21 protein-coding genes are annotated in these 24073 nt (G+C 69.5%); all 21 read right to left on the bottom strand.

What is annotated here, in order from left to right; all coding sequences use genetic code 11:
* Positions 1-37: 37 nt before the first annotated feature.
* Positions 38-1474, bottom strand: a complete 1437-nt coding sequence (gene atpD, locus ACGFYV_RS21965; RefSeq protein ID WP_393880088.1) for a F0F1 ATP synthase subunit beta — start codon at positions 1472-1474, stop codon at positions 38-40.
* Positions 1474-2391: a F0F1 ATP synthase subunit gamma gene (locus ACGFYV_RS21960; RefSeq protein ID WP_393880087.1), complete on the bottom strand. Its 918-nt coding sequence runs from the start codon at positions 2389-2391 to the stop codon at positions 1474-1476. The genes atpD and ACGFYV_RS21960 overlap by 1 nt, the downstream gene beginning before the upstream one ends.
* A 21-nt stretch (positions 2392-2412) precedes the next feature.
* On the bottom strand, positions 2413-4008 hold the full coding sequence (gene atpA, locus ACGFYV_RS21955) for a F0F1 ATP synthase subunit alpha (protein ID WP_393880086.1): 1596 nt from the start codon (positions 4006-4008) through the stop codon (positions 2413-2415).
* A gap of 131 nt (positions 4009-4139) precedes the next feature.
* Complete coding sequence (locus tag ACGFYV_RS21950) at positions 4140-4955, bottom strand: F0F1 ATP synthase subunit delta (protein WP_393880085.1); 816 nt, start codon at positions 4953-4955, stop codon at positions 4140-4142.
* Complete coding sequence (locus ACGFYV_RS21945) at positions 4952-5497, bottom strand: F0F1 ATP synthase subunit B (protein WP_393880084.1); 546 nt, start codon at positions 5495-5497, stop codon at positions 4952-4954. The genes ACGFYV_RS21950 and ACGFYV_RS21945 overlap by 4 nt, the downstream gene beginning before the upstream one ends.
* Positions 5498-5534: 37 nt before the next feature.
* Complete coding sequence (locus ACGFYV_RS21940) at positions 5535-5783, bottom strand: ATP synthase subunit C (protein ID WP_018544514.1); 249 nt, start codon at positions 5781-5783, stop codon at positions 5535-5537.
* Between the two features lie 75 nt (positions 5784-5858).
* Positions 5859-6695 carry a F0F1 ATP synthase subunit A gene (gene atpB, locus ACGFYV_RS21935; protein WP_393880083.1) on the bottom strand — a complete coding sequence of 279 codons (837 nt, stop codon included), beginning with the start codon at positions 6693-6695 and terminating at the stop codon, positions 5859-5861.
* A gap of 210 nt (positions 6696-6905) precedes the next feature.
* Positions 6906-7346 (bottom strand): hypothetical protein, encoded by a 441-nt coding sequence (locus tag ACGFYV_RS21930; RefSeq protein WP_393880082.1) that lies wholly within the window; start codon positions 7344-7346, stop codon positions 6906-6908.
* Between the two features lie 316 nt (positions 7347-7662).
* Complete coding sequence (locus ACGFYV_RS21925) at positions 7663-9021, bottom strand: MraY family glycosyltransferase (RefSeq protein ID WP_393880081.1); 1359 nt, start codon at positions 9019-9021, stop codon at positions 7663-7665.
* A gap of 194 nt (positions 9022-9215) precedes the next feature.
* Complete coding sequence (gene glyA / locus ACGFYV_RS21920; protein ID WP_393880080.1) at positions 9216-10454, bottom strand: serine hydroxymethyltransferase; 1239 nt, start codon at positions 10452-10454, stop codon at positions 9216-9218.
* A 79-nt stretch (positions 10455-10533) separates the two neighbouring features.
* Positions 10534-11211, bottom strand: a complete 678-nt coding sequence (locus ACGFYV_RS21915; RefSeq protein WP_393880079.1) for a protein-tyrosine-phosphatase — start codon at positions 11209-11211, stop codon at positions 10534-10536.
* Positions 11208-11855, bottom strand: coding sequence for an L-threonylcarbamoyladenylate synthase (locus ACGFYV_RS21910; RefSeq protein WP_393880078.1), 648 nt, complete (start codon positions 11853-11855; stop codon positions 11208-11210). The genes ACGFYV_RS21915 and ACGFYV_RS21910 overlap by 4 nt, the downstream gene beginning before the upstream one ends.
* Positions 11856-11965: 110 nt before the next feature.
* Positions 11966-12805, bottom strand: coding sequence for a peptide chain release factor N(5)-glutamine methyltransferase (prmC, locus tag ACGFYV_RS21905; RefSeq protein ID WP_393880150.1), 840 nt, complete (start codon positions 12803-12805; stop codon positions 11966-11968).
* Positions 12806-12905: 100 nt separating this feature from the next.
* Positions 12906-13982 carry a peptide chain release factor 1 gene (gene prfA, locus ACGFYV_RS21900; RefSeq protein ID WP_393880077.1) on the bottom strand — a complete coding sequence of 359 codons (1077 nt, stop codon included), beginning with the start codon at positions 13980-13982 and terminating at the stop codon, positions 12906-12908.
* Positions 13983-14086: 104 nt separating this feature from the next.
* Entirely contained in the window at positions 14087-14311 is a 225-nt protein-coding gene (gene rpmE / locus ACGFYV_RS21895; RefSeq protein ID WP_030672379.1) for a 50S ribosomal protein L31, read from the bottom strand.
* A gap of 204 nt (positions 14312-14515) precedes the next feature.
* Positions 14516-15643, bottom strand: a complete 1128-nt coding sequence (locus ACGFYV_RS21890; protein WP_393880076.1) for an LCP family protein — start codon at positions 15641-15643, stop codon at positions 14516-14518.
* Positions 15644-15840: 197 nt separating this feature from the next.
* Entirely contained in the window at positions 15841-17583 is a 1743-nt protein-coding gene (locus tag ACGFYV_RS21885) for a trypsin-like serine protease (protein WP_393880149.1), read from the bottom strand.
* A gap of 222 nt (positions 17584-17805) precedes the next feature.
* Positions 17806-19830 (bottom strand): transcription termination factor Rho, encoded by a 2025-nt coding sequence (gene rho, locus ACGFYV_RS21880; protein WP_393880075.1) that lies wholly within the window; start codon positions 19828-19830, stop codon positions 17806-17808.
* A gap of 407 nt (positions 19831-20237) precedes the next feature.
* Complete coding sequence (gene thrB, locus ACGFYV_RS21875) at positions 20238-21167, bottom strand: homoserine kinase (protein ID WP_393880074.1); 930 nt, start codon at positions 21165-21167, stop codon at positions 20238-20240.
* Positions 21168-21563: 396 nt separating this feature from the next.
* Entirely contained in the window at positions 21564-22622 is a 1059-nt protein-coding gene (thrC, locus tag ACGFYV_RS21870; RefSeq protein ID WP_393880073.1) for a threonine synthase, read from the bottom strand.
* A gap of 6 nt (positions 22623-22628) precedes the next feature.
* The gene (locus tag ACGFYV_RS21865; RefSeq protein WP_393880148.1) at positions 22629-23918 is read right to left on the bottom strand and encodes a homoserine dehydrogenase; all 1290 of its coding nucleotides are present in this window, start codon (positions 23916-23918) and stop codon (positions 22629-22631) included.
* Positions 23919-24073 lie beyond the last annotated feature (155 nt).

Genomic DNA, 24073 nt, shown 5'->3' with positions numbered 1-24073 from the left:
CACTCGAACTCGACGAGTTCACACGAACTCAGAGAGTTCAGGAGACGCCCAGCTCCTTGGCGTTGGCCTTGAGGTCCTCCAGGCCACCGCACATGAAGAACGCCTGCTCCGGGAAGTGGTCGTACTCGCCGTCGCAGATCGCGTTGAACGCGGCGATCGTCTCGTCCAGCGGAACGTCCGAACCGTCCACGCCGGTGAACTGCTTGGCGACGTGGGTGTTCTGGGACAGGAAGCGCTCCACGCGACGGGCACGGTGGACGACGAGCTTGTCCTCCTCGCCGAGCTCGTCGATACCGAGGATCGCGATGATGTCCTGGAGGTCCTTGTACTTCTGCAGGATGTTCTTGACGCGCATGGCGGCGTCATAGTGCTCCTGCGCGATGTACCGCGGGTCCAGGATGCGGGACGTGGAGTCCAGCGGGTCCACGGCCGGGTAGATGCCCTTCTCGGAGATCGGACGGGAGAGAACCGTCGTCGCGTCGAGGTGGGCGAAGGTGGTGGCCGGGGCCGGGTCGGTCAGGTCGTCCGCGGGGACGTAGATCGCCTGCATCGAGGTGATCGAGTGACCACGGGTCGAGGTGATGCGCTCCTGGAGGAGACCCATCTCGTCGGCCAGGTTCGGCTGGTAACCCACCGCGGAGGGCATCCGGCCGAGCAGCGTGGAGACCTCGGAACCGGCCTGCGTGAAGCGGAAGATGTTGTCGACGAAGAACAGCACGTCCTGCTTCTGGACGTCACGGAAGTACTCGGCCATGGTGAGGCCGGCCAGCGCGACGCGCAGACGGGTGCCCGGGGGCTCGTCCATCTGACCGAAGACCAGCGCGGTCTTGTCGATGACGCCCGAGTCGGACATCTCCTCGATCAGGTCGTTGCCCTCACGAGTGCGCTCGCCGACACCGGCGAACACGGAGACACCGTCGTGGTTGTTGGCGACACGGTAGATCATCTCCTGGATGAGCACCGTCTTGCCGACGCCGGCGCCGCCGAACAGGCCGATCTTGCCGCCCTTGACGTACGGGGTGAGCAGGTCGATGACCTTGACGCCCGTCTCGAACATCTCGGTCTTCGACTCGAGCTCGTCGAAGTTCGGGGCCTTGCGGTGGATGCCCCAGCGCTCGCCCTCGTAGCTCTCGTCGACGTTCAGCACCTCACCGAGGGTGTTGAACACCTTGCCCTTGGTGAAGTCACCGACGGGCACCGTGATGGAGTCGCCGGTGTCGGTGACCGCGGCCTGGCGGACCAGACCGTCGGTGGGCTGCATGGAGATGGTGCGGACCAGGCCGTCACCCAGGTGCTGGGCGACCTCCAGGGTCAGCGTCTTCTTCTCGCCGTGGTTCGCCGGGTCGGCGACCTCGACGTGAAGGGCGTTGTAGATGTCGGGCATCGCGTCGACGGGGAACTCCACGTCGACGACCGGGCCGATGACCCGGGCGACGCGGCCCGTGGCCGCCGCGGTCTCAACAGTGGTGGTCATTATCGGTCACTCCCCGCGGTCGCGTCGGCCAGGGCGCTGGCGCCACCGACGATCTCGCTGATTTCCTGGGTGATTTCGGCCTGGCGGGCCGCGTTGGCAAGACGGGAGAGCGTGTTGATCAGCTCGCCCGCGTTGTCGGTCGCCGACTTCATCGCGCGCCGCGTGGCGGCGTGCTTCGAAGCGGCCGACTGGAGAAGCGCGTTGTAGATACGGCTCTCCACGTAGCGCGGCAGCAGGGCGTCGAGGACGTCCTCCGCCGAGGGCTCGAAGTCGAACAGCGGGAGGATCTCACCCGTGGGGGCGCTCTCCACCTCGACCTCGTCGACACGCAGCGGCAGCAGCCGGGAGGCGACCGCCGTCTGCGTCATCATCGACACGAACTCGGTGTAGACGAGGTGAAGCTCGTCCACGCCACCGTCGGTGTCGTCCTTCTCGATGGCCTCGATCAGCGGCGCGGCCACCTTCTTGGCGTCCGCGTACGCCGGCTCGTCGGTGAAGCCCGTCCACGACTCCGAGATCTTGCGCTCACGGAAGTTGTAGTGGGCGACACCGCGGCGGCCGACGATGAACGTCTCGACCTGCTTGCCCTCGCGCTCCAGGCGCTCGGTGAGCTGCTCCGCCGCCTTGATGGCGTTGGAGTTGAAGGCGCCGGCCAGACCACGGTCGCTGGTGAGCAGCAGAACCGCGGCGCGGGTCGGCTGCTCGACCTCGGTGGTGAGGGCGTGCTTGGTGTTCGACCCGGTGGCGACAGCCTTGACCGCGCGCGTCAGCTCGTTCGCGTACGGCGTGGAGGCCGTCACCTTGCGCTGCGCCTTGACGACGCGCGAGGCGGCGATCATCTCCATCGCCTTCGTGATCTTCTTGGTCGCGGTGACGGATCGGATGCGACGCTTGTAGACCCGGAGCTGGGCTCCCATGAGTCAGGTCCCTTCCTTACGTCACTTGGACACGGAGACAGCCGGAGCGTCCTCGCCGAGCAGCTTGCCGTCAAAGGTCTCGAACTGCTTCTTGAAGTCCGCGATGGCGTCCGCCACGGCCGTCAGCGTGTCGTCGGACATCTTGCCGCCCTCCTTGATGGAGGTCATGAGGCCCTGCTCCTTGCGGTGCAGGTACTCCAGCAGCTCCTTCTCGAAGCGGCGGATGTCGGCGACCGGGACGTCGTCCATCTTGCCGGTGGTGCCGGCCCACACGGAGACGACCTGGTCCTCGGTGGACATCGGCTGGTACTGGTTCTGCTTGAGCAGCTCGACCATGCGCTGACCGCGCTCCAGCTGCGCCTTCGACGCGGCGTCCAGGTCGGAACCGAAGGCGGCGAACGCCTCCAGCTCACGGAACTGGGCCAGGTCCACGCGCAGACGGCCGGAGACCTGCTTCATCGCCTTGTGCTGCGCGGAACCACCGACTCGGGAGACGGAGATACCGACGTTCAGCGCGGGGCGCTGACCGGCGTTGAACAGGTCCGACTCCAGGAAGCACTGGCCGTCGGTGATGGAGATGACGTTGGTCGGGATGAACGCCGAGACGTCGTTGGCCTTCGTCTCGACGATCGGCAGACCGGTCATCGAGCCGGCGCCCATGTCGTCGGACAGCTTGGCGCAGCGCTCCAGCAGGCGGGAGTGCAGGTAGAAGACGTCACCCGGGTAGGCCTCACGGCCCGGCGGACGGCGCAGCAGCAGGGACACGGCGCGGTAGGCGTCGGCCTGCTTCGAGAGGTCGTCGAAGATGATCAGGACGTGCTTGCCCTGGTACATCCAGTGCTGACCGATGGCCGAACCGGTGTACGGCGCCAGGTACTTGAAGCCGGCCGGGTCGGACGCCGGGGCGGCGACGATGGTCGTGTACTCGAGCGCGCCGTTCTCCTCCAGCGCGCGGCGGACCGACGCGATGGTCGAGCCCTTCTGGCCGATGGCGACGTAGATGCAGCGGACCTGCTTCTTCGGGTCGCCCGTGCGCCAGTTGTCGCGCTGGTTGATGATGGTGTCGACGGCCAGGGCGGTCTTGCCGGTCTGGCGGTCACCGATGATCAGCTGGCGCTGGCCGCGGCCGACCGGGGTCATCGCGTCGACGGCCTTGTAGCCCGTCTCCATCGGCTCGTGCACCGACTTGCGCTGCATGACCGTGGGGGCCTGCAGTTCGAGGGCGCGGCGGCCCTCGGTCTCGATCTCGCCGAGGCCGTCGATCGGGTTGCCGAGCGGGTCGACGACACGGCCGAGGTAGCCCTCGCCGACCGCGACGGAGAGCACCTCACCGGTGCGCTGCACCGGCTGACCCTCCTCGATGCCGCTGAACTCACCAAGGACGATGGCACCGATCTCGCGCTCCTCAAGGTTGAGGGCGAGGCCGAGGGTGCCGTCCTCGAACTTCAGCAGTTCGTTGGCCATGGCCGAGGGCAGGCCCTCGACCTTCGCGATGCCGTCGCCGGCAAGGGTGACCGTACCGACCTCCTCGCGCGAGGCCGCGTCCGGCTTGTACGACTGGACGAAGTTCTCCAGCGCGTCCCGGATCTCCTCCGGCCGGATCGTGAGCTCCGCCATCTGGGTTCCCTGCTCTCCTTGTTGGGCCCGAAGTTTCACTTGGGGGGATGGGGGACTCCCCCCTGTACGAGGTGAATCCTCTGCACGGCCCAACCAGGGCCGTAGGTACGTACGTACTGCTTGTGTAGTTGCTAGCTCGCCATGCGGCGGGCGGCGTCTTCCAGCCGGTCCGCGATGGAGCCGTTGATGACCTCGTCGCCGACCTTGACCCGGATTCCGCCGACGACGTCGGGGTCCACGTGCAGGTTGAGGTGCATCCTGCGGCCGTAGAGCTTGGCCAGGGCGTCGCCCAGGCGCTGCTTCTGCGGGTCGCTCAGCGGCACCGCGGAGGCGACGGTCGCCACCAGGCGGTCCCGGCGCTCGGCGGCGAGCTTGGACAGGGACTCGAGTCCCGCCTCCAGGCTACGTCCACGCGGCGCGGAGACCAGGCGGACCACCAGGCGCTCGGTGACGGGCTTGGCCCGGCCGCCGAGCAGGCGGTGCAGCAGCTCGGCCTTGGCCGAGGTACCGGCGGACCGGTCGGTGAGCGCGGCACGCAGCTCGGTGTTCGAGGCGACGATCCGGCCGAACCGGAACAGCTCGTCCTCGACGTCGTCGAGCGTGCCGTTCTTCTCCGCGGCGGTGAGGTCGGCGATGTTCGCCAGCTCCTCCAGCGCGTCGACCAGGTCGCGCGACTGCGACCAGCGGGACCGGGCCAGCCCGGCCACCAGGTCGGCGGCCTCGCCGCTCACCTGGCCGCCGATCAGGCGCTGGACCAGCTCGGCCTTCGCCTCGGCGTGCTGCGCCGGGTCGGTGAGGACCCGGCGCAGGCCGGCCTCGCGGTCGAGCAGCGCGGTGACGGCCGCCAGCTCCTCGGCGAGCGCGCCGGCGTCGACGGACGTGGAGTCCGTCAGCGCGTCGAGACGCTCACGTGCGGCAGCCAGTGCCTCGCGGCTCGCTCCGTTCATCGCGCGGCCTCGGCCTTCTCCTCAAGCTCGTCGAGGAAGCGGTCGATCACACGGCTCTGGCGGGCGTGGTCCTCGAGGGACTCGCCGACGAGCTTGCCGGCCAGGTCGGTGGCCAGCGTGCCGACGTCCTGGCGGAGCGCCTGCGCGGCGGCCTTGCGGTCGGCCTCGATCTGGGCGTGACCGGCGGCGACGATGTCCTCACGCTGCCGCTGGCCCTCGGCGCGCATCTCGGTGATGAGCGCGGCGCCCTGCTCCTGAGCCTCCTGGCGCAGCCGAGCGGCCTCGTGCCGAGCCTCGGCGAGCTGGGCCTTGTACTGCTCAAGGACGCTCTGAGCCTCGATCTGCGCGGCCTCGGCCTTCTCGATACCGCCCTCGATGGCTTCCCGGCGCTCTTCCAGAACCTTGTTGATGTTCGGGAGGAGCTTCTTGGCGAGGAAACCGAAGACGATGACGAAGGCGATCAGGCCGATGACGAGCTCTGGGATCGGCGGGATGAGGGGGTTCTCGGCCTCCTCAGCCGCCAGCTGAACCAGGGGGCTCATATCAGTGCCTTTCGTCTATGGGTGCGCGGCGGTCGGGTCAGGAGGCCGGGTAGACGAACGGCATGACCAGACCGATGAGGGCGAGCGCCTCACAGAAGGCGAAGCCGAGGATCTGGTTGGCGCGGATCAGACCGGCAGCCTCGGGCTGACGGGCCAGGGCCTGCGTGCCGTTACCGAAGATGATGCCGACGCCGACGCCCGGACCGATGGCGGCGAGACCGTAACCGATGGAGCCGAGGTTGCCCTTGATCTGGACGCCGGCGGCAAGGGTTTCGAGAGCGGACATGCCGGTTCTTCCTTCTCTTTCAAAGACCGGTGGGGGTTGGCCACCGGATGTCTGGGTGGGTGGTCGGGTTGGCGCTCAGTGGGACTCGGCGAGCGCGCCCTGGATGAAGCTGCAGGTCAGGAGTACGAAGACGTAGGCCTGAACAGCCTGGATGAAGAGTTCGAAGGCCGTCATGACGATGACCATCACGAACGACACCGCGGAGTAGGCGATGCCGATGCCGTTGAGCATGTACCAGCTGGCGATCGTGAAGAGCAGCAGCAGGGTGTGGCCCGCGAACATGTTCGCGAAGAGTCGCACGGCGTGGGTGAAGGGCCGCACGAGCAGGTTGGAGAACAGCTCGATGGTCATCGACAGCGGGAGGACCGCGCCGAGCGACTTGTCGTAGCCGGTGAAGTTCTTGAAGGCGCCGACGAAACCGTGCCGCTTGAAGGTCAGCGAGACCCAGAGGATGTAGACGATGCCGGCCAGGACGGCGGGGTACGAGATGATCGCCGTGACCGGGAACTGCGCGAGCGGGATGATCGACCAGAGGTTCATCATCCAGACGAAGAAGAACAGCGAGACGACCAGCGGGACGTACCGCTCACCCTCGGTCTTGCCGATGGTCTCGTAGACGACACCGCGGCGGATGAAGTCGTAACCGCTCTCGGCGACCATCTGGAGCTTGCCCGGGACGACCTTCGGCCTGGCGAAGGCGGCCCAGAAGAAGCCCACGATGATGATGGAACCGAGCAGCGCCAGCAGCATCGTCTTGTTGAAGTACACGTTGCTGTCCGCGTCGCCCCAGAGCGGCTTGAACAGGAACGAGTGCAGGCCCGGAGCCGGGAAGCCGCACCCGTCGAACAGGTGGCAGCTCGTATCGAAAGCGAGCGTCTGCGTCGGGTCAGCACTCACCGCGGGCTCCTTCATCGTGGCGCATAGGTACGACAACCTCGTTGTGTCGGCGCGGCGTGCGGCCGCGGTTCGGCACGGGACTGGTGTAACGGATGTGGGGGCGGCTGTGGGCCATCTCGCCTCGCGATGGAACAGGCGTCAGCTCGGATGCCCGCGCCCGCGATGCCGCAGTTGGCACCGGACGATAGCAGGATCTCTGGTGCGCCTTTATCCCGGGCCTACCTCTCACGACGAGTGCCCCGACTTCTCGGGCTTGTCGCCCTTGGAGGAGGCGTCGGGGTCGACGTAGAGGATCTTGGCCTTCATGTGCGCACGCGTCTGCGCGGCGATCCACGTCAAGGTGGCGACCACGAGGACGATGGCGAAGGCCCGGGGGTTGAACAGCGTCGTGTTCTTGAACGCCGCGACGAAGATGACCAGCAGCAGCAGCTGGGCCGCGTAGAGCATCAGGCCCATCATCTGGAACAGCTGCGGAAATGATTTGGCGGTGCGCTGGAGCACGTAGAGGCCGAGCCCCATGAAGAGGATCGCGACCAGCGTCGCGACGGCCGCACCGATGGCTCCCTTGCCGCCCGCGACCACACCGCTGACGACGGCGGCGATCGCGCCGACGGCAGCCGTGGGCACGGCGGCCTGGGCCAGGATCCGGACGTCATTGGACGGCATGGCGGCAACTCCGCTTTTCACAGGGGGCAAGGGGTGTCGTCATGGACGAGCGTAGTCCCGGGCCGAGTGGACAAGACCTCACACCAAGGGACCGTCGCACTACGGTCCTTCGGTTCTCTCCGGGGTTCTCGTGAACGGTATCACAAACTATTTGATGAGGTCTTTACCCGCTAGGCGTGCTTGCTGTCACACGTGAGAGTGAACCTGCACGCATGAGCAGAAACTGAGCCCCTTTGTCTGGTATTGGGGTGCTTCGCTCCCCCATGACTGGGCTATGACTGGGCAATGCTCTCGTCAGATTCTTACCTTGGGCCGGTCAGTGAATACGCGAACGGGGGCCGATCGCGCTCGCTCCGTTGACGCCCGACGCGGCGGCCGTGACGGGAGTGCGCTCCCCGGACTCGTCCTCCTCGCCGGTGGCCTCCGCGCCGGCGGCGTCCTCACCCGTGGCGTCCTCGCCCGTCGCGTCCCCGGCCTCGGCCGGCGCCTGCGCGTCGGCGCCCCGGCGGCGCCTGCGGTAGCGCGGCGGGACGAACCGCTCCGCCCACCTCGGGGCACGCGGCGTGAAGCGCGGCAGCAGAAGCAGGATCAGGCCGATGGAGCTGAGGAAGACCACGCCGAGGACGATCCACATCGACGCCGAGTTCACCGAGTAGGCGAGGGCGCCGAACGCGATCAGGGCCGACCAGAAGTACATGATCAGCACGGCCCGGCTGTGCGAGTGGCCGATCTCCAGCAGCCGGTGGTGCAGATGCCCGCGGTCGGCGGCGAACGGGGACTGGCCGCGCCAGGTGCGGCGGACGATCGCCAGGACCAGGTCCGCGGCCGGCACCGCGATGATCGTCAGCGGCAGGATCAGCGGGATGTAGACGGGCACCGTCTGGTGGACCGCCGCCTTCTCCGAACCCGTGAACAGGGCCAGCGCGTCCGGGTCGACCTGACCGGTGATGGAGATCGCGCCCGCCGCCAGCACCAGGCCGATCAGCATCGAGCCCGAGTCGCCCATGAAGATCCGCGCCGGGTGCATGTTGTGCGGCAGGAAGCCCAGGCACATGCCCATGAGGATCGCCGCGAACAGCGTCGCCGGGGCCGCGGCCTCGATGCCGTACGAGTACCACATGCGGTACGAGTACAGGAAGAACGCCGTCGCCGCGATGCCGACCATGCCCGCCGCGAGGCCGTCCAGGCCGTCCACGAAGTTCACCGCGTTGATCGTGATGACGACCAGCGCCACCGTCAGCAGGGTGCCCTGCCACTGGGTCAGCGCCACGTTGCCGATACCCGGGATCGGCAGCCACAGGATCGTCAGACCCTGCATGACCATGACGCCGGCGGCGATCATCTGGCCGCCCAGCTTGATCAGCGCGTCGATCTCGAACTTGTCGTCCAGCACACCGATCAGCCAGATCAGCGCGGCCCCGGACAGCAGCGCCCGGGGCTCGTTGGACTTGACGAAGACCTCGTTGAGATTGGTCAGGTGGTCGGCGACCAGCAGCCCCGCGCACAGCCCGAAGAACATCGCGATCCCGCCGAGGCGCGGAGTGGGCTCCCGGTGCACGTCACGTGCCCGGATCTCCGGCATGGCTCCGGCCACGATCGCGAACTTCCGCACCGGCCCTGTCAGCAGATACGTCACCGCGGCCGTGATGCAGAGCGTCAGCAGGTATTCACGCACAGGCTTCCCCACAGGTCTCGCTGGCCATCTCAGCCTCACACCCTAGCGACGACCGCGCGCGGACGACGCATATGGTGGAGGACTTCCGGGTAGCGACGATGGTTGCACGGGTTGCTGTGCACGACGTCCACCACCGGGTGTGCGAAACCCCTCGCACCCCTCGCACCCCTCGCACCCCTCCCGCATCCTCCCGCTCAGCCGGGATACGGCGGAAATCTACCGGTCAGCGCGCGCACCTGCTCACGCGTCCCGGCCGGGTCCGCCTCCCCCTTGAGCACACTCGCCAGCAGCCCGGCGATCAGGGCCATCTCCGGCTCCCGCATCCCCTGGGTGGTCACCGCGGCCGTGCCCAGGCGCAGCCCCCTCAGGTCCCCGTGCGGCAGCGCACAGCAGTCCAGCACGAGCCCGGCCGCCGCGAGCCGGCCGCGCGCGGTGCGGCCGTCCACGCCGAGCGGGGCCGGGTCGGCGGTGATCAGGTGGGTGTCCGTGCCGCCGGTGACGACGGCGAGCCCCTCGGCGGCCAGCCCGGCCGCGAGGACCCGGGCGTTGGCGACCACCTGACGGGCGTACACGCCGAACGCCGGCGTCGCCGCCTCGCCGAAGGCGACGGCCTTGGCGGCGATGGTGTGCATCTGCGCGCCGCCCTGGGTGAAGGGGAAGACGGCCCGGTCGACCCGCTCGGCCAGTTCGCCGCCGCACAGGATCATCCCGCCGCGCGGACCGCGCAGCACCTTGTGCGTGGTGGCGCACACGACGTCGGCGTACGGCACCGGGTTCGGCGCCGCTCCCCCGGCGACCAGACCGATCGGGTGCGCCGCGTCGGCGATCAGATAGGCGCCCACCTCGTCGGCGACCTCGCGGAAGAAGGCGTAGTCGATGTGGCGGGGGTAGGCGATCGACCCGCACACGATGGCCTTGGGCCGGTGGTTGCGGGCCAGGTGGCGGACCTGGTCGTGGTCGATGAGCCCCGTCTCGGCGTCGACGCCGTACCCGACGAAGTCGAACCAGCGGCCGGAGAAGTTCGCGGGCGAGCCGTGCGTGAGATGGCCGCCGTAGGGCAGCCCGAGGGCGAGGACGGTGTCGCCGGGGCGCAGCAGGGCGGCGTAGGCCGCCAGGACGGCCGAAGAGCCCGAGTGGGACTGGACGTTGGCGTGTTCCGCCCCGAAGAGCGCCCTGGCCCGCTCGACGGCGAGGAGTTCGGCGACGTCGACCAGTTCGCAGCCGCCGTGGTGCCGGGCGCCGGGATAGCCCTCGGCGTACTTGTTGGCGAGCGGTGAGCCGAGGGCGGCGAGCACGGCGGGCGAGGTGAAGTTCTCGGCGGCGATCAGCTGGAGCGTCGTCGACTGCCGTCGCAGCTCGCCGAGCAGGATCTCGGCCAGCTGGGGGTCCTGTTGCCGCAGGACGTCGGTGTCGAGGGTAGGGGTGACCGCCATGGTGGGCTCCCGGGCGTCGGCGGGGACGTAGCTCCAATGTAGGCCGGGGACGCGTGGGGCGCCCGGTGCCAGGGCCGTCCTACATCCGCGCCGCTACGCCCGTCAGCGCCGTCACCACGGGATCCAGCGCCTCGTGTATCTCGTCCCCGATCGACCGGAAGAACGGCAGCGGTGCGCCGTACGGGTCGTACACCTCGTCCGCCTCCGCCGTGGGGGCCAGGAGCCACCCGCGTAGAGCGGCGGCAGCACGGACCAGGGCGCGCGCACGCGCGACCACGCCGTCCTCCAGCGGAGGCAGCGTCGTCGTGTCTATCGCGCGGACCAGGCGGGTGAACTCCTTCAGCGTGAAGGTGCGCAGGCCCGCCGAATGGCCCATGGAGATGACCTGGGCGCGGTGGTCGCGGGTGGCCGTCAGGACGAGGTCGGCCATGATGACGTGCTCGTCGAGCAGTTCCCGGCCGGTGAATCCGGTGGCGTCCGCGCCGAACTCGGCGAGCACGGCCTCCGCGTTCGCCTCCATGGGGGCGCCCTCGTGGCCCCAGGTGCCCGCGCTCTCCACGATCAGCCCGCCGCCGAGCACGCCGAGCCGCTCCGCCACGAAATGGCGGGTCAGGCGCTCGGTGATCGGCGAGCGGCACACGTTGCCGGTGCTGACGTGGAGGATGCGGAAGGTGTCGCGCGGAAACCCGAAGGTCGTGGTCTGCTCCGCCGTACGTTCCCCGTTGCCTATGCCACGCCCCGGTTCAGGGGCCGTCAATTCGCCACCTCGAGGTCGGGTACGACCTTGCGCAGTTCCTCCGGGGAGATCGCGCCCTCGCGCAGCAGCACCGGCACGTCACCGGAGACGTCCACGATGGACGACGGGACGATGCCGGGGGTCGGGCCGCCGTCGAGGTAGACGGAGACGGAGTCGCCGAGCATCTCCTGCGCGGCGTCGCAGTTCTCGGGGGCGGGGTGGCCGGTGAGGTTGGCGGAGGAGACGGCCATGGGGCCGACCTCGGTCAGCAGCTCGATGGCGACCGGGTGCAGCGGCATGCGCACCGCGACGGTGCCCCGGGTGTCGCCGAGGTCCCACTGCAGGGACGGCTGGTGCCTGGCGACGAGTGTGAGGGCGCCCGGCCAGAACGCGTCGACCAGTTCCCAGGCCGTCTCGGAGAAGTCCGTGACGAGGCCGTGCAGGGTGTTCGGGGAGCCGATGAGGACAGGGGTGGGCATGTTGCGGCCCCGGCCCTTGGCGGCGAGCAGGTCGGCGACGGCCTCCGAGGAGAACGCGTCGGCGCCGATGCCGTACACCGTGTCGGTCGGCAGCACCACCAGTTCGCCCCGGCGGACCGCGGACGCGGCTTCACGCAGACCCGTCGCGCGGTCGGTCGCGTCGTTGGTGTCGTAACGCCGTGCCATCTAGCTGGCCTCCTCGTACAGGTACAGCGGTCGGAAAGTCGTCGGGGTGCTCATGGCGGGGGTGCTCAGGGCAGGCGTGCTCATGGCAGGGGTGGTCATGGCAGGGGTGCTCACGGCAGTGCCTTGCGGGCGGTGGCGAAGCGCGGCCGGTTGTTGAGGTCGGGGTGATCGGCCGCGTCGGCCCAGCCCCGCTCCTCGGTGAAGATCCACGGCACCTGACCGCCCTGGGTGTCGGCGTGCTCGATGACGACGACTCCGCCGGGGCGCAGCAGCCGGTGCGCGGCGCGTTCCAGGCCCCGGATGAGGTCGAGACCGTCCTCGCCGGAGAACAACGCCAGCTCCGGGTCGTAGTCACGGGCTTCCGGGGCGACGTACTCCCACTCGGTGAGCGGGATGTACGGCGGGTTGGAGATGACGAGGTCGACGTGGCCGTCGAGGTCCCGGAAGGCGTCAAGGGCGTTGCCCTGGCGCAGGTCGACCCTGGAGCCCGCCATGTTCTTGCGGGTCCACACCAGGGCGTCCTCGGACAGCTCCACGGCGTGCACGCGCGAGCGCGGGACCTCCTGGGCGAGGGCCAGCGCGATGGCGCCGGATCCGGTGCACAGGTCGACGATGCACGGCTCGACGACGTCCATGGCGCGCACCGCGTCTATGGCCCAGCCGACCACGGACTCGGTCTCCGGCCGGGGCACGAACACCCCCGGGCCGACCTGGAGTTCCAGGTACCGGAACCAGGCGCGCCCGGTGATGTGCTGGAGCGGCTCGCGCTGCTCGCGGCGGGCGACGACCTCCCAGTAGCGGGCGTCGAAGTCGGCGTCCTTCACCGTGTGCAGCTGGCCGCGCTTGACGCCGTGCACGAACGCGGCCAGCTCCTCGGCGTCGTTGCGCGGCGAGGGCACGCCGGCGTCTGCCAGCCGCTGGGTGGCCTGGGCCACCTCCGCGAGCAGCACGCTGCGGGGGCCTGGGGGGCGCCCCCCGAAGTCTTGCTGCACGCTCGTCCTCCGGTCCTCGTGCTTCGTCCTGCGTGGGTCCTGGTCCTGCGCGGCGGCCTTACGCGGCCGCGAGCTTGGCCGCCGAGTCGGCGTCGACGCAGGCCTGGATCACCGCGTCCAGCTCGCCGTCCAGGACCTGGTCCAGGTTGTAGGCCTTGAAGCCGACGCGGTGGTCCGAGATGCGGTTCTCCGGGAAGTTGTACGTCCGGATCTTCTCGGAGCGGTCGACCGTGCGGACCTGGCTGCGGCGGGCGTCGGCGGCCTCCCGCTCGGCCTCCTCCTGCGCCGCGGCGAGCAGCCTGGAGCGCAGGATACGCATCGCCTGCTCCTTGTTCTGGAGCTGGCTCTTCTCGTTCTGGCAGGAGGCGACGACACCGGTCGGCAGGTGCGTGATGCGCACGGCGGAGTCGGTGGTGTTGACCGACTGGCCGCCGGGGCCCGAGGAGCGGTAGACGTCGATGCGCAGGTCGTTCGGGTTGATCTCGACGTCGATCTCCTCGGCCTCCGGGGTCACGAGGACACCGGCGGCGGAGGTGTGGATACGGCCCTGGGACTCGGTGGCCGGCACACGCTGCACGCGGTGCACTCCGCCCTCGTACTTCAGCCGGGCCCACACGCCCTGACCGGGTTCGGTGGCGCCCTGGCCGCCCTTGGTCTTCACGGCGACCTGGACGTCCTTGTAGCCGCCCAGCTCGGACTCGGTGGCGTCGATGATCTCGGTCTTCCAGCCGATGCGCTCGGCGTAGCGCAGGTACATGCGCAGCAGGTCACCGGCGAACAGCGCGGACTCGTCACCGCCGGCGCCCGCCTTGATCTCCAGGATGACGTCCTTGTCGTCGCTGGGGTCGCGCGGGACGAGCAGCAGGCGCAGCTTCTCGGTCTGCTCCTCGCGCAGCTTCTCCAGTTCCTTGACCTCGGCGGCGAAGTCGGGGTCGTCGGCGGCGAACTCGCGTGCGGTCTCGATGTCGTCGCCGGTCTGCTTCCAGGAGCGGTACGTGGCGACGATCGGGGTGAGCTCGGCGTAGCGCTTGTTCAGCTTGCGCGCGTTGGCCTGGTCGGCGTGGACCGACGGGTCGGCGAGCTTCTTCTCCAGGTCGGCGTGCTCACCGACGAGTTCCTCGACGGCCTCGAACATCTTGGGCTCCTGTACTGCGATGGGGGGAAGGCGGGCGACCAAAAACGCCGGTCCCGGGCACACCCCGGCGGGGGCGTGGCCGTGGACCGGCGAATGGGGGCTCGCTACTTCTTGGAGCCGGCGGCAGCCTTGCCGAAGCGGGCCTCGAAGCGGGCCACACGGCCACCGGTGTCGAGGATCTTCTGCTTGCCCGTGTAGAACGGGTGGCACTCGGAGCAGACCTCGGCGCGGATGGTGCCGCTCTGGATCGTGCTACGGGTGGTGAACGACGCACCGCAGGTGCAGCTGACCTGCGTCTCGACGTACTCGGGGTGGATGTCGCGCTTCAAGGTGTCTCCTAGGTTCGGGAGGGCGCCGGGTCGCCGCCGCGGGGTGCGGATGCGTGAACCGGAGCCGACGTACCAGTCTGCCAGGACTGGTGCCATCCACCCAAACCGGGGGTGTGGGTGTTCTATTCCTGTGACGGCCCGGCCGCTGAGGGTGTCCCGTCAGGACCCTCAGGACCGTCCGGGCCCTCGGGCCCCTGAGGATCCTCAGGGACTCACCACGCCCCTGGCCTCTCCGGTGGCCGTGCCCTTCGTGGCCGACGCGGGGATCGGCCGGTCGTTCTTCAGGGCGTCCCAGATCAGCTGGGCCTTGGGCTTCTCCAGCAGGACGCGGTTGAGGTCGGCCTGGTCGTACCGGACCGGCATCGTCACCATCTTCATGCGGGACGAGCCGATGCCCTTGAGCGAGCCGGCGAAGTCGGCGAGGGCGTTGACGGAGCCGAGGTCGGAGTCGGTGGTGACGGACCTGGTGGCGGTGTCGGCGAGGTCGTACAGCTTCTTCGGGTCGCTGAAGACGCCGACCTGCTCGACCTGGTCGAGCAGGGCCTTGACGAAGGCCTGCTGGAGCTGGATGCGGCCCAGGTCGGAGCCGTCGCCGACGCCGTGCCGGGTGCGGACGAGGCCGAGTGCCTGCTCGCCGTCCAGGGTGCGGGTGCCGGCCGGGAGGTCCAGGTGGCTCTGCGGGTCGTCGATGGCTCTGGTGGTGGTGACCGGGACGCCGCCGAGGTCGTCGACGAGGTGCTGGAAGCCCTTGAAGTCGACTTCGAGGTAGTGGTCCATGCGGATGCCGGTGAGCGATTCGACCGTCTTCACCGCGCAGGCGGCCCCGCCGGTGGAGTAGGCGGAGTTGAACATCACCTGGGACGCGGCCGGGTACCTGGTGCCCTTGGTGTCGGTGCAGGCGGGGCGGTCGATGAGGGTGTCGCGCGGGACGGAGACCACGGCGGCCTTCCGGTGGCCCTCGTACACGTGGACGATCATCGCGGTGTCGGAGCGGGCGCTGCCGTCGTCGGTGCCGCCGCCCAGCTTCCTGTTGGAGCCGGCCCGGGTGTCCGAGCCGAGGACCAGGATGTTCTCGGAGCCGTTGTCGGCCTTCGTGGGCCGGTCGGCGCCGAGGGCCTGGTTGATGTCGACGCTTCTGAGGTTGCCGTTGAGCTTGAAGTAGACGTATCCGACGCCGGTCCCGCCGAGGGCCACCACGCCTGCGGCCGTCCAGGCCATGGCGCGCAGGGCCGTACGGCCCTTGCCGCGGGGCTTGCGGCGGCTGCCCCTTGCCGTGGTGCCGGTGCGGGCCGGCTCCGGTATGCCGGGCTCGGGCGTGCTCTCGGCGGACACGTCACTCCTAGGTCTCGTTAGGTCGGTACCCCCTGCTTTCAGGGTCGGATGCGGTCCTCACCGCTCCATCGTCGCTCCACCCGGTCGGACGGAGAAACTCGGGACAGGGTTGCACGGAGCACTGTGCCCACCGCGTACGGCGGTGGGCACGGTGTGTGAGGGGGCAGAACGGGGGCGCGCCCCGCTCACCTGCGTTTTCAGCCGAAGATGTCGTACTGCTGGAAGCCGGTCCCGATCGTCTTCGGTGTGCCGAAGATCTCGCTGGTCGCCTTGCCGGTGCCCGGGTACAGGTAGAGCGTGCCGCTGGAGCTGCGGGCCAGGAAGTCCGCCTTGCCGTCGCCGGTGATGTCACCGACGGCGTCGAAGCCGGTGTAGCTGGGCCAGGTGCGCACCTTGATGCGCGGGGCGAAGGCCCCGGTGCCGGTCTTGCCCGTGCCCTTGAGCAGGTACACGTACCCGCCGGTCTTGCTGCGCACGATCAGGTCGGGCAGGCCGTCGCCGGTGAGGTCGCCGTGGCCGCGCACGGAGTTGTACTGGTTCCAGCCGGTGCTGGACTTGACCGGGGCGGCGAAGGTGCCGTTGCCCTTGCCGGGGTAGACCCAGAGCACGCCGGCGCTGTCCACGGAGAGCAGGTCGGGAAGGTAGTCGCCGTTGACGTCACCGGGGGCGACGATGCGGGTCCGGGTCTTCCAGTCGGCGAAGATCTTCGTCTGGGCCCAGGTGTCGTCGGCGGCCACGTGGTACTTCCAGTACACGGCGCCGGTGCTGCTGTTGCGCAGGACGAGGTCCTGGACGCCGTCCCGGTCGAGGTCGGTCTGCAGGACGGTGTTGACGCCGTTCCAGTTGCCCCAGGACTGCCGCGAACCGAACGACGTGCCCTTGGAGTCCTGCTCGTAGCCGGTCTTGGTGGAGGCGTTGCGCTCCCACACGTCGGCCTTGGCGTCGGTCCAGCTCAGGTTCGTGTCGTCGATCTGCGCGTAGGCGGCGCCGACGTACGTGCTGACCTTGGTGAAGACGCTGTACGCGCCCTTCGTGACGCAGTCCTCGACGCCCCAGGACACGACGCCGACGATACGGCCGCCCACCACGAGCGGGCCTCCGGAGTCACCGTTGCACGTGGTGGTCGTACCGGTGTCGGACCCGGTGGCGGGCTTGCCCGCGCAGACCATGTGGCCCTTGACGAAGTCGGTGCCCCAGGCGCCCGCGCAGGTGGTGTCCGAGTCGACCGGCAGCGTGGCCGTCTTCAGGGTCTCGGAGATGTCCTGGCTGGTGGAGCTGGTGCGGCCCCAGCCGTAGACCTTGGCGCTGGTGGCGGCGGCGTACGAGGCGGTGTCGACGGACGTGGTCATCCGGATCGGCGTGGCCTTGACCGGGGTGTCCAGGGTCAGGACGGCGATGTCGTTGTCGGTCGTCTTCGCGTTGTAGGACGGGTGGTTCCACTGCCGCAGGGCGGCCGTGACGGTACCGCCGTGCAGGTCGGTGTCGTCGGAGGCGTCGGTGGTCGGCAGCTGGGCGGTGCCCGTGATGATCGCGCCGTTGTCGTACCAGTTGTAGCCCTTGACGCAGTGCGCGGCGGTCAGGATCTTCGTCGGGGAGACGACCGAACCCCCGCAGAAGAAGCTGGTGTCGTCGCTCTCGTCGGTGGTGCCCTTGTCGTCGTAGTACCAGAGCTGGGCCATCCACGGGGCCGTCGTGATGGTGGTCTCGGTGCCACCGATGATCTTCGGGCCGACCTTGGCGGTACCGGTGGCGGTGGCGGTACCGGTGCCGGTGCCGCTGCTCGCGCTCGGCGACGGCTTCCGGGTCGTGCGTCCCGCGGTGTCGTCACCGGCGACGGCCCCCGCGACCCGCTTCTTCAGCGTGGCGAGCGAGGTGTGCGCGACGGCGGGCTTGGCCGTCGGCACCGGCAACGTGGTCGCCGCACCCGCGGACGTGGACATCAGCGCGGCGGTGACGGCGGCGGCCACCCCGGCCGCCGCGAGCGGCAGGGCGAAACGTATCCGGCGTTTGTGACGCCCCCGGCCGAACAGTGTCGTGGTCAACAAAGTCCCCCCGCTAAGACGGCTGGTGAACCGGGCGCGCAATGCCCCTACACGTCTCAGCGTCAAAAGGCCGCCCCCTGTCACACCGGTGACAGGGGGCGGCCTCGAACTCAACGACGACTAGTCACCGTTGCCCGGCGTCGGCGTCGTCTTCTGGATCTGCATCAGGAACTCGACGTTCGACTTCGTCTGCTTCATCTTGTCGAGCAGCAGCTCGATCGCCTGCTGCTGGTCCAGCGCGTGCAGCACGCGCCGCAGCTTCCAGACGACCGCCAGCTCCTCGTTGCCGAGCAGGATCTCTTCCTTACGGGTACCGGACGCGTCCACGTCCACCGCCGGGAAGATGCGCTTGTCGGCGAGCTTCCGGTCGAGCTTGAGCTCCATGTTGCCGGTGCCCTTGAACTCCTCGAAGATCACCTCGTCCATGCGGGACCCGGTGTCGACGAGCGCCGTCGCCAGGATGGTGAGCGAGCCACCGTCCTCGATGTTGCGCGCGGCACCGAAGAAGCGCTTCGGCGGGTACAGGGCGGTCGAGTCGACACCACCGGACAGGATGCGGCCGGAGGCGGGCGCCGCCAGGTTGTACGCACGGCCCAGACGGGTGATGGAGTCCAGCAGGACGACGACGTCGTGGCCCAGCTCCACCAGGCGCTTGGCGCGCTCGATGGCCAGCTCGGCGACCGTGGTGTGGTCCTCGGCCGGGCGGTCGAAGGTCGAGGAGATGACCTCGCCCTTGACCGACCGCTGCATGTCGGTGACCTCTTCCGGACGCTCGTCGACAAGGACGACCATCAGGTGGCACTCGGGGTTGTTGTGCGTGATCGCGTTGGCGATCGCCTGCATGATCATGGTCTTACCGGTCTTCGGCGGGGCCACGATCAGACCGCGCTGGCCCTTGCCGATCGGCGAGACGAGGTCGATGATCCGGGTCGTCAGCACGCCCGGGTCGGTCTCCAGACGGAGCCGGTCCTGCGGGTAGAGCGGGGTCAGCTTGTTGAACTCCGGGCGACCGCGGCCGTGTTCGGGCGCCATGCCGTTGACGGAGTCGAGGCGGACCAGCGCGTTGAACTTCTCGCGGCGCTCGCCTTCCTTCGGCTGACGGACCGCACCGGTGACGTGGTCGCCCTTGCGCAGGCCGTTCTTGCGGACCTGGGCGAGGGAGACGTACACGTCGTTCGGGCCCGGCAGGTAGCCGGAGGTCCGGATGAAGGCGTAGTTGTCGAGGATGTCCAGGATGCCCGCGACGGGGATCAGGACGTCGTCCTCGGCGAGCTGAGGCTCGTTCGCGCCGAACTCGTCGCGGCCACGACGGCCACGGCGGTCGCGGTAGCGGCCACGACGGCCACGACGGCCGCCCTCGAAGTCGTCGTCGTCCTGCGGGGCGCTGCTGCCACGGTCCTGACGGCCGCCGCCCTGCGGCTGCCCCTGCTGCTGGCGGTCCTGTCGGTCCGGACGGTCCTGGCGGTCCTGGCGACCGCTGCCGCCCTGCTGCTCGTCGCCCTTGCCACGGCGGTCGCGGTCACGGCCGCGCTCGCCGCGCTCGCGGCGGTCGCGGCGGCCACGGCCCTCACCGTCACCGGCGTCGCCCTTGACCTCGCCCTGCTGCTGGGCGGGCGTCTCGGCCTTGGACTCGGTCTTCGCCTCGGCGACGACGGTCTCGGCACCGCCCGCGGCGGGGCTGCCGGCCTCGGCGGTGGCGCGACGACGACGACGCTCGGCCGGGGCGTCCTCGCCGCCGGCGGGCTGACCGGGGATCTCGATCTGCTGCTGGGCCTTCTCGGCGGAGGGCTGCGGGGCCTTCTCCGCCGTGTCCGCCTTCTTCTCGGCGTCCTCGGCCGTGCGGGCCTTGGAGGTCGCCCGGCGCTTGGGCTTGGTCTCGGTGGCGGCCTCGGCCTTGGGGGCGGCGCCCCCACCGGCCTGCGCCTCCTTGATGACCTCGATCAGCTGGCTCTTGCGCATCCGCGCCGTGCCCCTGATGCCGAGGCCCGAGGCGACCTGCTGCAGCTCGGCCAGCACCATGCCCTCAAGGCCGGCACCGCGGCGCCGCCGGGAGCCGGCACCGGCGGCAGGCGCGGAGGCGTCCGTGGAGGGCGCGGCAGCGGTCTCCTCGACACGTGCGCCCATCAGATCGGTGGTGTCGCTCACGAAGGGTCCTTCCCTGGAGCGGACGTCGGCCTGTCTGGCTCGGCGACCGGTTGTGCTGTCCGGCTTCGGTTCCGTCTTTGTGAACCAAACCGGGGCGGTGGTCCGCCCTAAGCGGCGGAAGAGATTTGCAGGTGATGGCGCTTCCCCGAGCCGTGACATCCAGTGTCACGTGGCGTGGTAGCACCGATTCCGGAGTGTGCCCGGCGATCCGCTCCATGCCCGCATACGACGTACTGCCCAGGTACGGCGCACGGAACACGAAGTGGCTTGGGAGACTCCCGGAAGAATGTCTGTCCCGGACGGGGACACGAGGCACCTCGCCATGGTGGGGTCGGGTGCAGACCTGAGGTTAACACTACCGGATCCAACAAACATTCCCCCTCTCCAAATCCGGCAACCGTGCGCGGTCAATCCAGGGCGGAGGGAGCGAGCGGCAGCACGCTCGCGCCCTGGACGTCGAGATTCAGCCGGTTGGCGGCCCATTCGCGGCCGGCCAGCGCCTGCACCTTGTCGGCGGATTCGGCGTCGACCAGGGCCATGACGGTGGGACCGGCGCCGGAGATGACGGCCGGGACGCCGTCGGCGCGCAGCCGCTCCACCAGTGCGATGCTCTCCGGCATGGCCGGGGCGCGGTACTCCTGGTGCAGGCGGTCCTCGGTGGCGGGCAGCAGCAGTTCGGGGCGCCGGGTGAGGGCCTCGACGAGCAGGGCGGCGCGGCCCGCGTTGGCGGCGGCGTCGACGTGCGGCACGGTGCGCGGGAGGAGACCTCGTGCGGTTTCGGTGAGGACCGGCTTTCCGGGGACGAAAACCACCGGAACGATGGAATCGTCGGGCCGCAGCCTGATCGCCCGCGCGGCGCCGGCCTCCATCCAGGCGATGGTGAAGCCGCCGAGCAGGCACGGGGCCACGTTGTCCGGGTGGCCCTCGATCTCGGTGGCCAGTTCCAGCAGGGCGGCGTCGTCGAGACGGGACTCCCCGCCTATGGTCACCGCGCGCGCGGCGACGATGCCGGCGCAGATGGCGGCGGAGGACGAGCCGAGACCGCGGCCGTGCGGGATGCGGTTGGCGCAGACGATCTCCAGGCCGCGCGGCTGGCCGCCCAGCAGGTCGAAGGCGGTGCGCAGCGAACGGACGAGGAGGTGCCTCTCGTCCCGCGGGAGGGTCTCGCTGCCCTCACCCGCGATGTCGATGTGCAGCCCGGAGTCGGCCACCCGGACGACGACGTCGTCGTACAGCCCCAGCGCGAGGCCCAGGGCGTCGAAGCCCGGACCGAGATTGGCGCTGGTGGCGGGAACGCGCACCCGGACGGCGGCGGCGCGGAACGCTGGACCGGCCATCGCTCGAAGACACTCCTTGAGCTGCGTGACTGCCGAATGACACTCGATGAACTCGATGAACTCGATGAACTCGATGACAGTCAATGTCGATCAAGGACGATCAAGGACGATCGATGGCATTCGACGGACGTTCGATGGGGGACATTCGGTGGGGACATTCGATGACGTACGAAGACCCGACGGGCCGCGGAGACGACGCGGTGCCGTGCCACACGCGAGGGCATATGCGGTGGGCGGGTTCGGTACAGCCTATCGAAGGAAAGTTCTGCGGCGACATAGGGCGCACAGGAGGCGCACGATGCGTGTCGTAAGCCCCCTGTGCACCCTGTCAGGGTTTCACCCCCGCCCTCGGGCAGGCGGGTCGCCGCTGCCCTCGGGCGGGTGAGTCGCCGCTGCTCAGGCCAGGCCGAGGCGCTCGGCCGCGGTGGCCGCGTCGACCGGGACGGTGACCGGCTGCGGGGCGCCGGCGACGGCCCAGTCGGGGTCCTTCAGGCCGTTGCCGGTGACGGTGCACACGATCTTCTGGCCCGGGTCGACCTTGCCCTGCTCGGCCGCCTTGAGCAGACCGGCCACGGACGCGGCGGAGGCGGGCTCCACGAAGACGCCCTCCTGCGCGGCCAACAGCCGGTAGGCGCGCAGGATCTCACGGTCCGTCACCTCGTCGATGGCACCGCCGGACTCGTCCCGCGCGGCGAGCGCGTACTGCCAGGACGCGGGGTTGCCGATGCGGATGGCGGTGGCGATGGTCGAGGGGTCCTTGACGACCTCGCCGCGCACGATCGGCGCACTGCCGGAGGCCTGGAAGCCCCACATGCGCGGGGTCCGGGTGGAGATGCCGTCGGCGGCGTACTCCTTGTAGCCCTTCCAGTAGGCCGTGATGTTGCCCGCGTTGCCGACCGGCAGGACGTGGATGTCGGGCGCGTCGCCGAGCATGTCCACGATCTCGAACGCGGCCGTCTTCTGGCCCTCGATACGCACCGGGTTGACCGAATTGACCAGCGCCACGGGATAGTTCTCGCTCAGCGCGCGAGCGAGGGTGAGGCAGTCGTCGAAGTTCCCGTCGACCTGGAGGATCTTCGCGCCGTGCACGAGGGCCTGGCCCATCTTGCCGAGGGCGATCTTGCCCTGCGGCACGAGCACGGCGGAGACCATGCCCGCGCGCACCCCGTACGCCGCGGCGGAGGCGGAGGTGTTGCCGGTGGAGGCGCAGATGACCGCCTTGGCCCCCTCCTCCTTGGCCTTGGAGATGGCCATGGTCATGCCCCGGTCCTTGAAGGACCCGGTGGGATTGGCTCCCTCCACCTTCAGGTGGACCTCGCAGCCCGTGCGCTCGGAGAGCACCTGCGCGGGCACGAGGGGCGTGCCGCCCTCGCGGAGCGTCACGACCGGCGTCGTGTCGGACACCGGCAGCCTGTCCCGGTACTCCTCGATGATTCCGCGCCACTGGTGGGTCATTGCTGCTTACTCTCCTTCAACCCGCATGATGCTGGCGACACCCCGCACGGTGTCGAGCTTGCGCAGTGCCTCGACGGTCCCCGAGAGGGAGGCGTCCAAGGCCCGGTGGGTGACGACGACGAGAGAGGCCTCGCCATCCTTGCCCTGCTGGCGAACCGTATCGATCGAAACCCCGTGCTCGGCGAACACGGTGGCGACCTGGGCGAGGACACCCGGTTTGTCCGCGACGTCGAGGCTGATGTGGTAGCGCGTGACGACGTCGCCCATCGGGGAGACGGTCAGCGCCGCGTACGCCGACTCGCCCGGCCCGGTCGAGCCGCTGAGCCGGTTGCGGCAGACGGCGACGAGGTCGCCGAGCACGGCGGACGCCGTCGGGGAACCGCCGGCGCCGGGGCCGTAGAACATGAGCTGACCGGCCGCGTCGGACTCGACGAAGACGGCGTTGTACGCGCCGCGCACGGAGGCGAGCGGGTGGGTCAGCGGAATCATCGCGGGGTGCACGCGCGCGGTGACGGAGGCGCCGTCCGCGGCCCGCTCGCAGATGGCGAGCAGCTTGATGGTGCAGCCCATCTCCTTCGCCGAGCGGAAGTCGGCGGAGGTGACCTCGGTCATGCCCTCGCGGTAGACGTCGTCGAGCCGTACGCGCGTATGGAAGGCGATACCGGCGAGGATGGCGGCCTTGGCGGCGGCGTCGAAGCCCTCGACGTCGGCGGTGGGGTCGGCCTCGGCGTACCCGAGGGCGGTGGCCTCGTCGAGCGCCTCCTGGTAGCCGGCGCCGGTCGAGTCCATCTTGTCGAGGATGAAGTTGGTCGTGCCGTTGACGATCCCCATCACGCGGTTGATCTTGTCGCCGGCGAGGGACTCCCGCAGCGGCCTGATCAGCGGGATCGCGCCCGCGACGGCGGCCTCGTAGTACAGGTCCTTGCCGTGCTCGCCGGCGGCGGCGTGCAGGGCGGCGCCGTCCTGGGCGAGCAGCGCCTTGTTGGCCGACACGACGGACGCGCCGTGCTCGAAGGCGGTGGTGATGAGGGTCCGGGCCGGCTCGATACCGCCGATGACCTCGACCACCACGTCGATGTCCCCGCGTTTGACGAGGGCGGTGGCGTCGGTGGTGACGAGCGCGGGGTCGATGCCCTCGCGCACCTTGGAGGGGCGTCGTACGGCGACACCCGCGAGTTCCACCGGGGCCCCGATCCTCTGGGCGAGGTCGTCGGCGTGCGTCGTCATGATGCGCGCCACCTCTGAGCCGACCACTCCACAGCCCAGCAGCGCCACCTTCAGCGGACGCGTACGCATCATCCGACCTCGTTTCCTTTTACCTTCTACGGTGGGACCAGTCTCACTCACCGGACGGAGGTTTCTCCCCTTCGTCCGGATCGTGAGACATCTATTTCATTTTGCCGGACGCCTTCGACCGGAGAAATTCCGGTCCCGGTGCCCGGTGCCCGGCC

This window comes from Streptomyces sp. NPDC048297 (assembly GCF_043201585.1).
Lineage (GTDB): Bacteria > Actinomycetota > Actinomycetes > Streptomycetales > Streptomycetaceae > Streptomyces.
The sequence above is the reverse complement of the archived record's forward strand: the minus strand, read 5'-3'. Positions and strand labels throughout refer to the sequence as shown.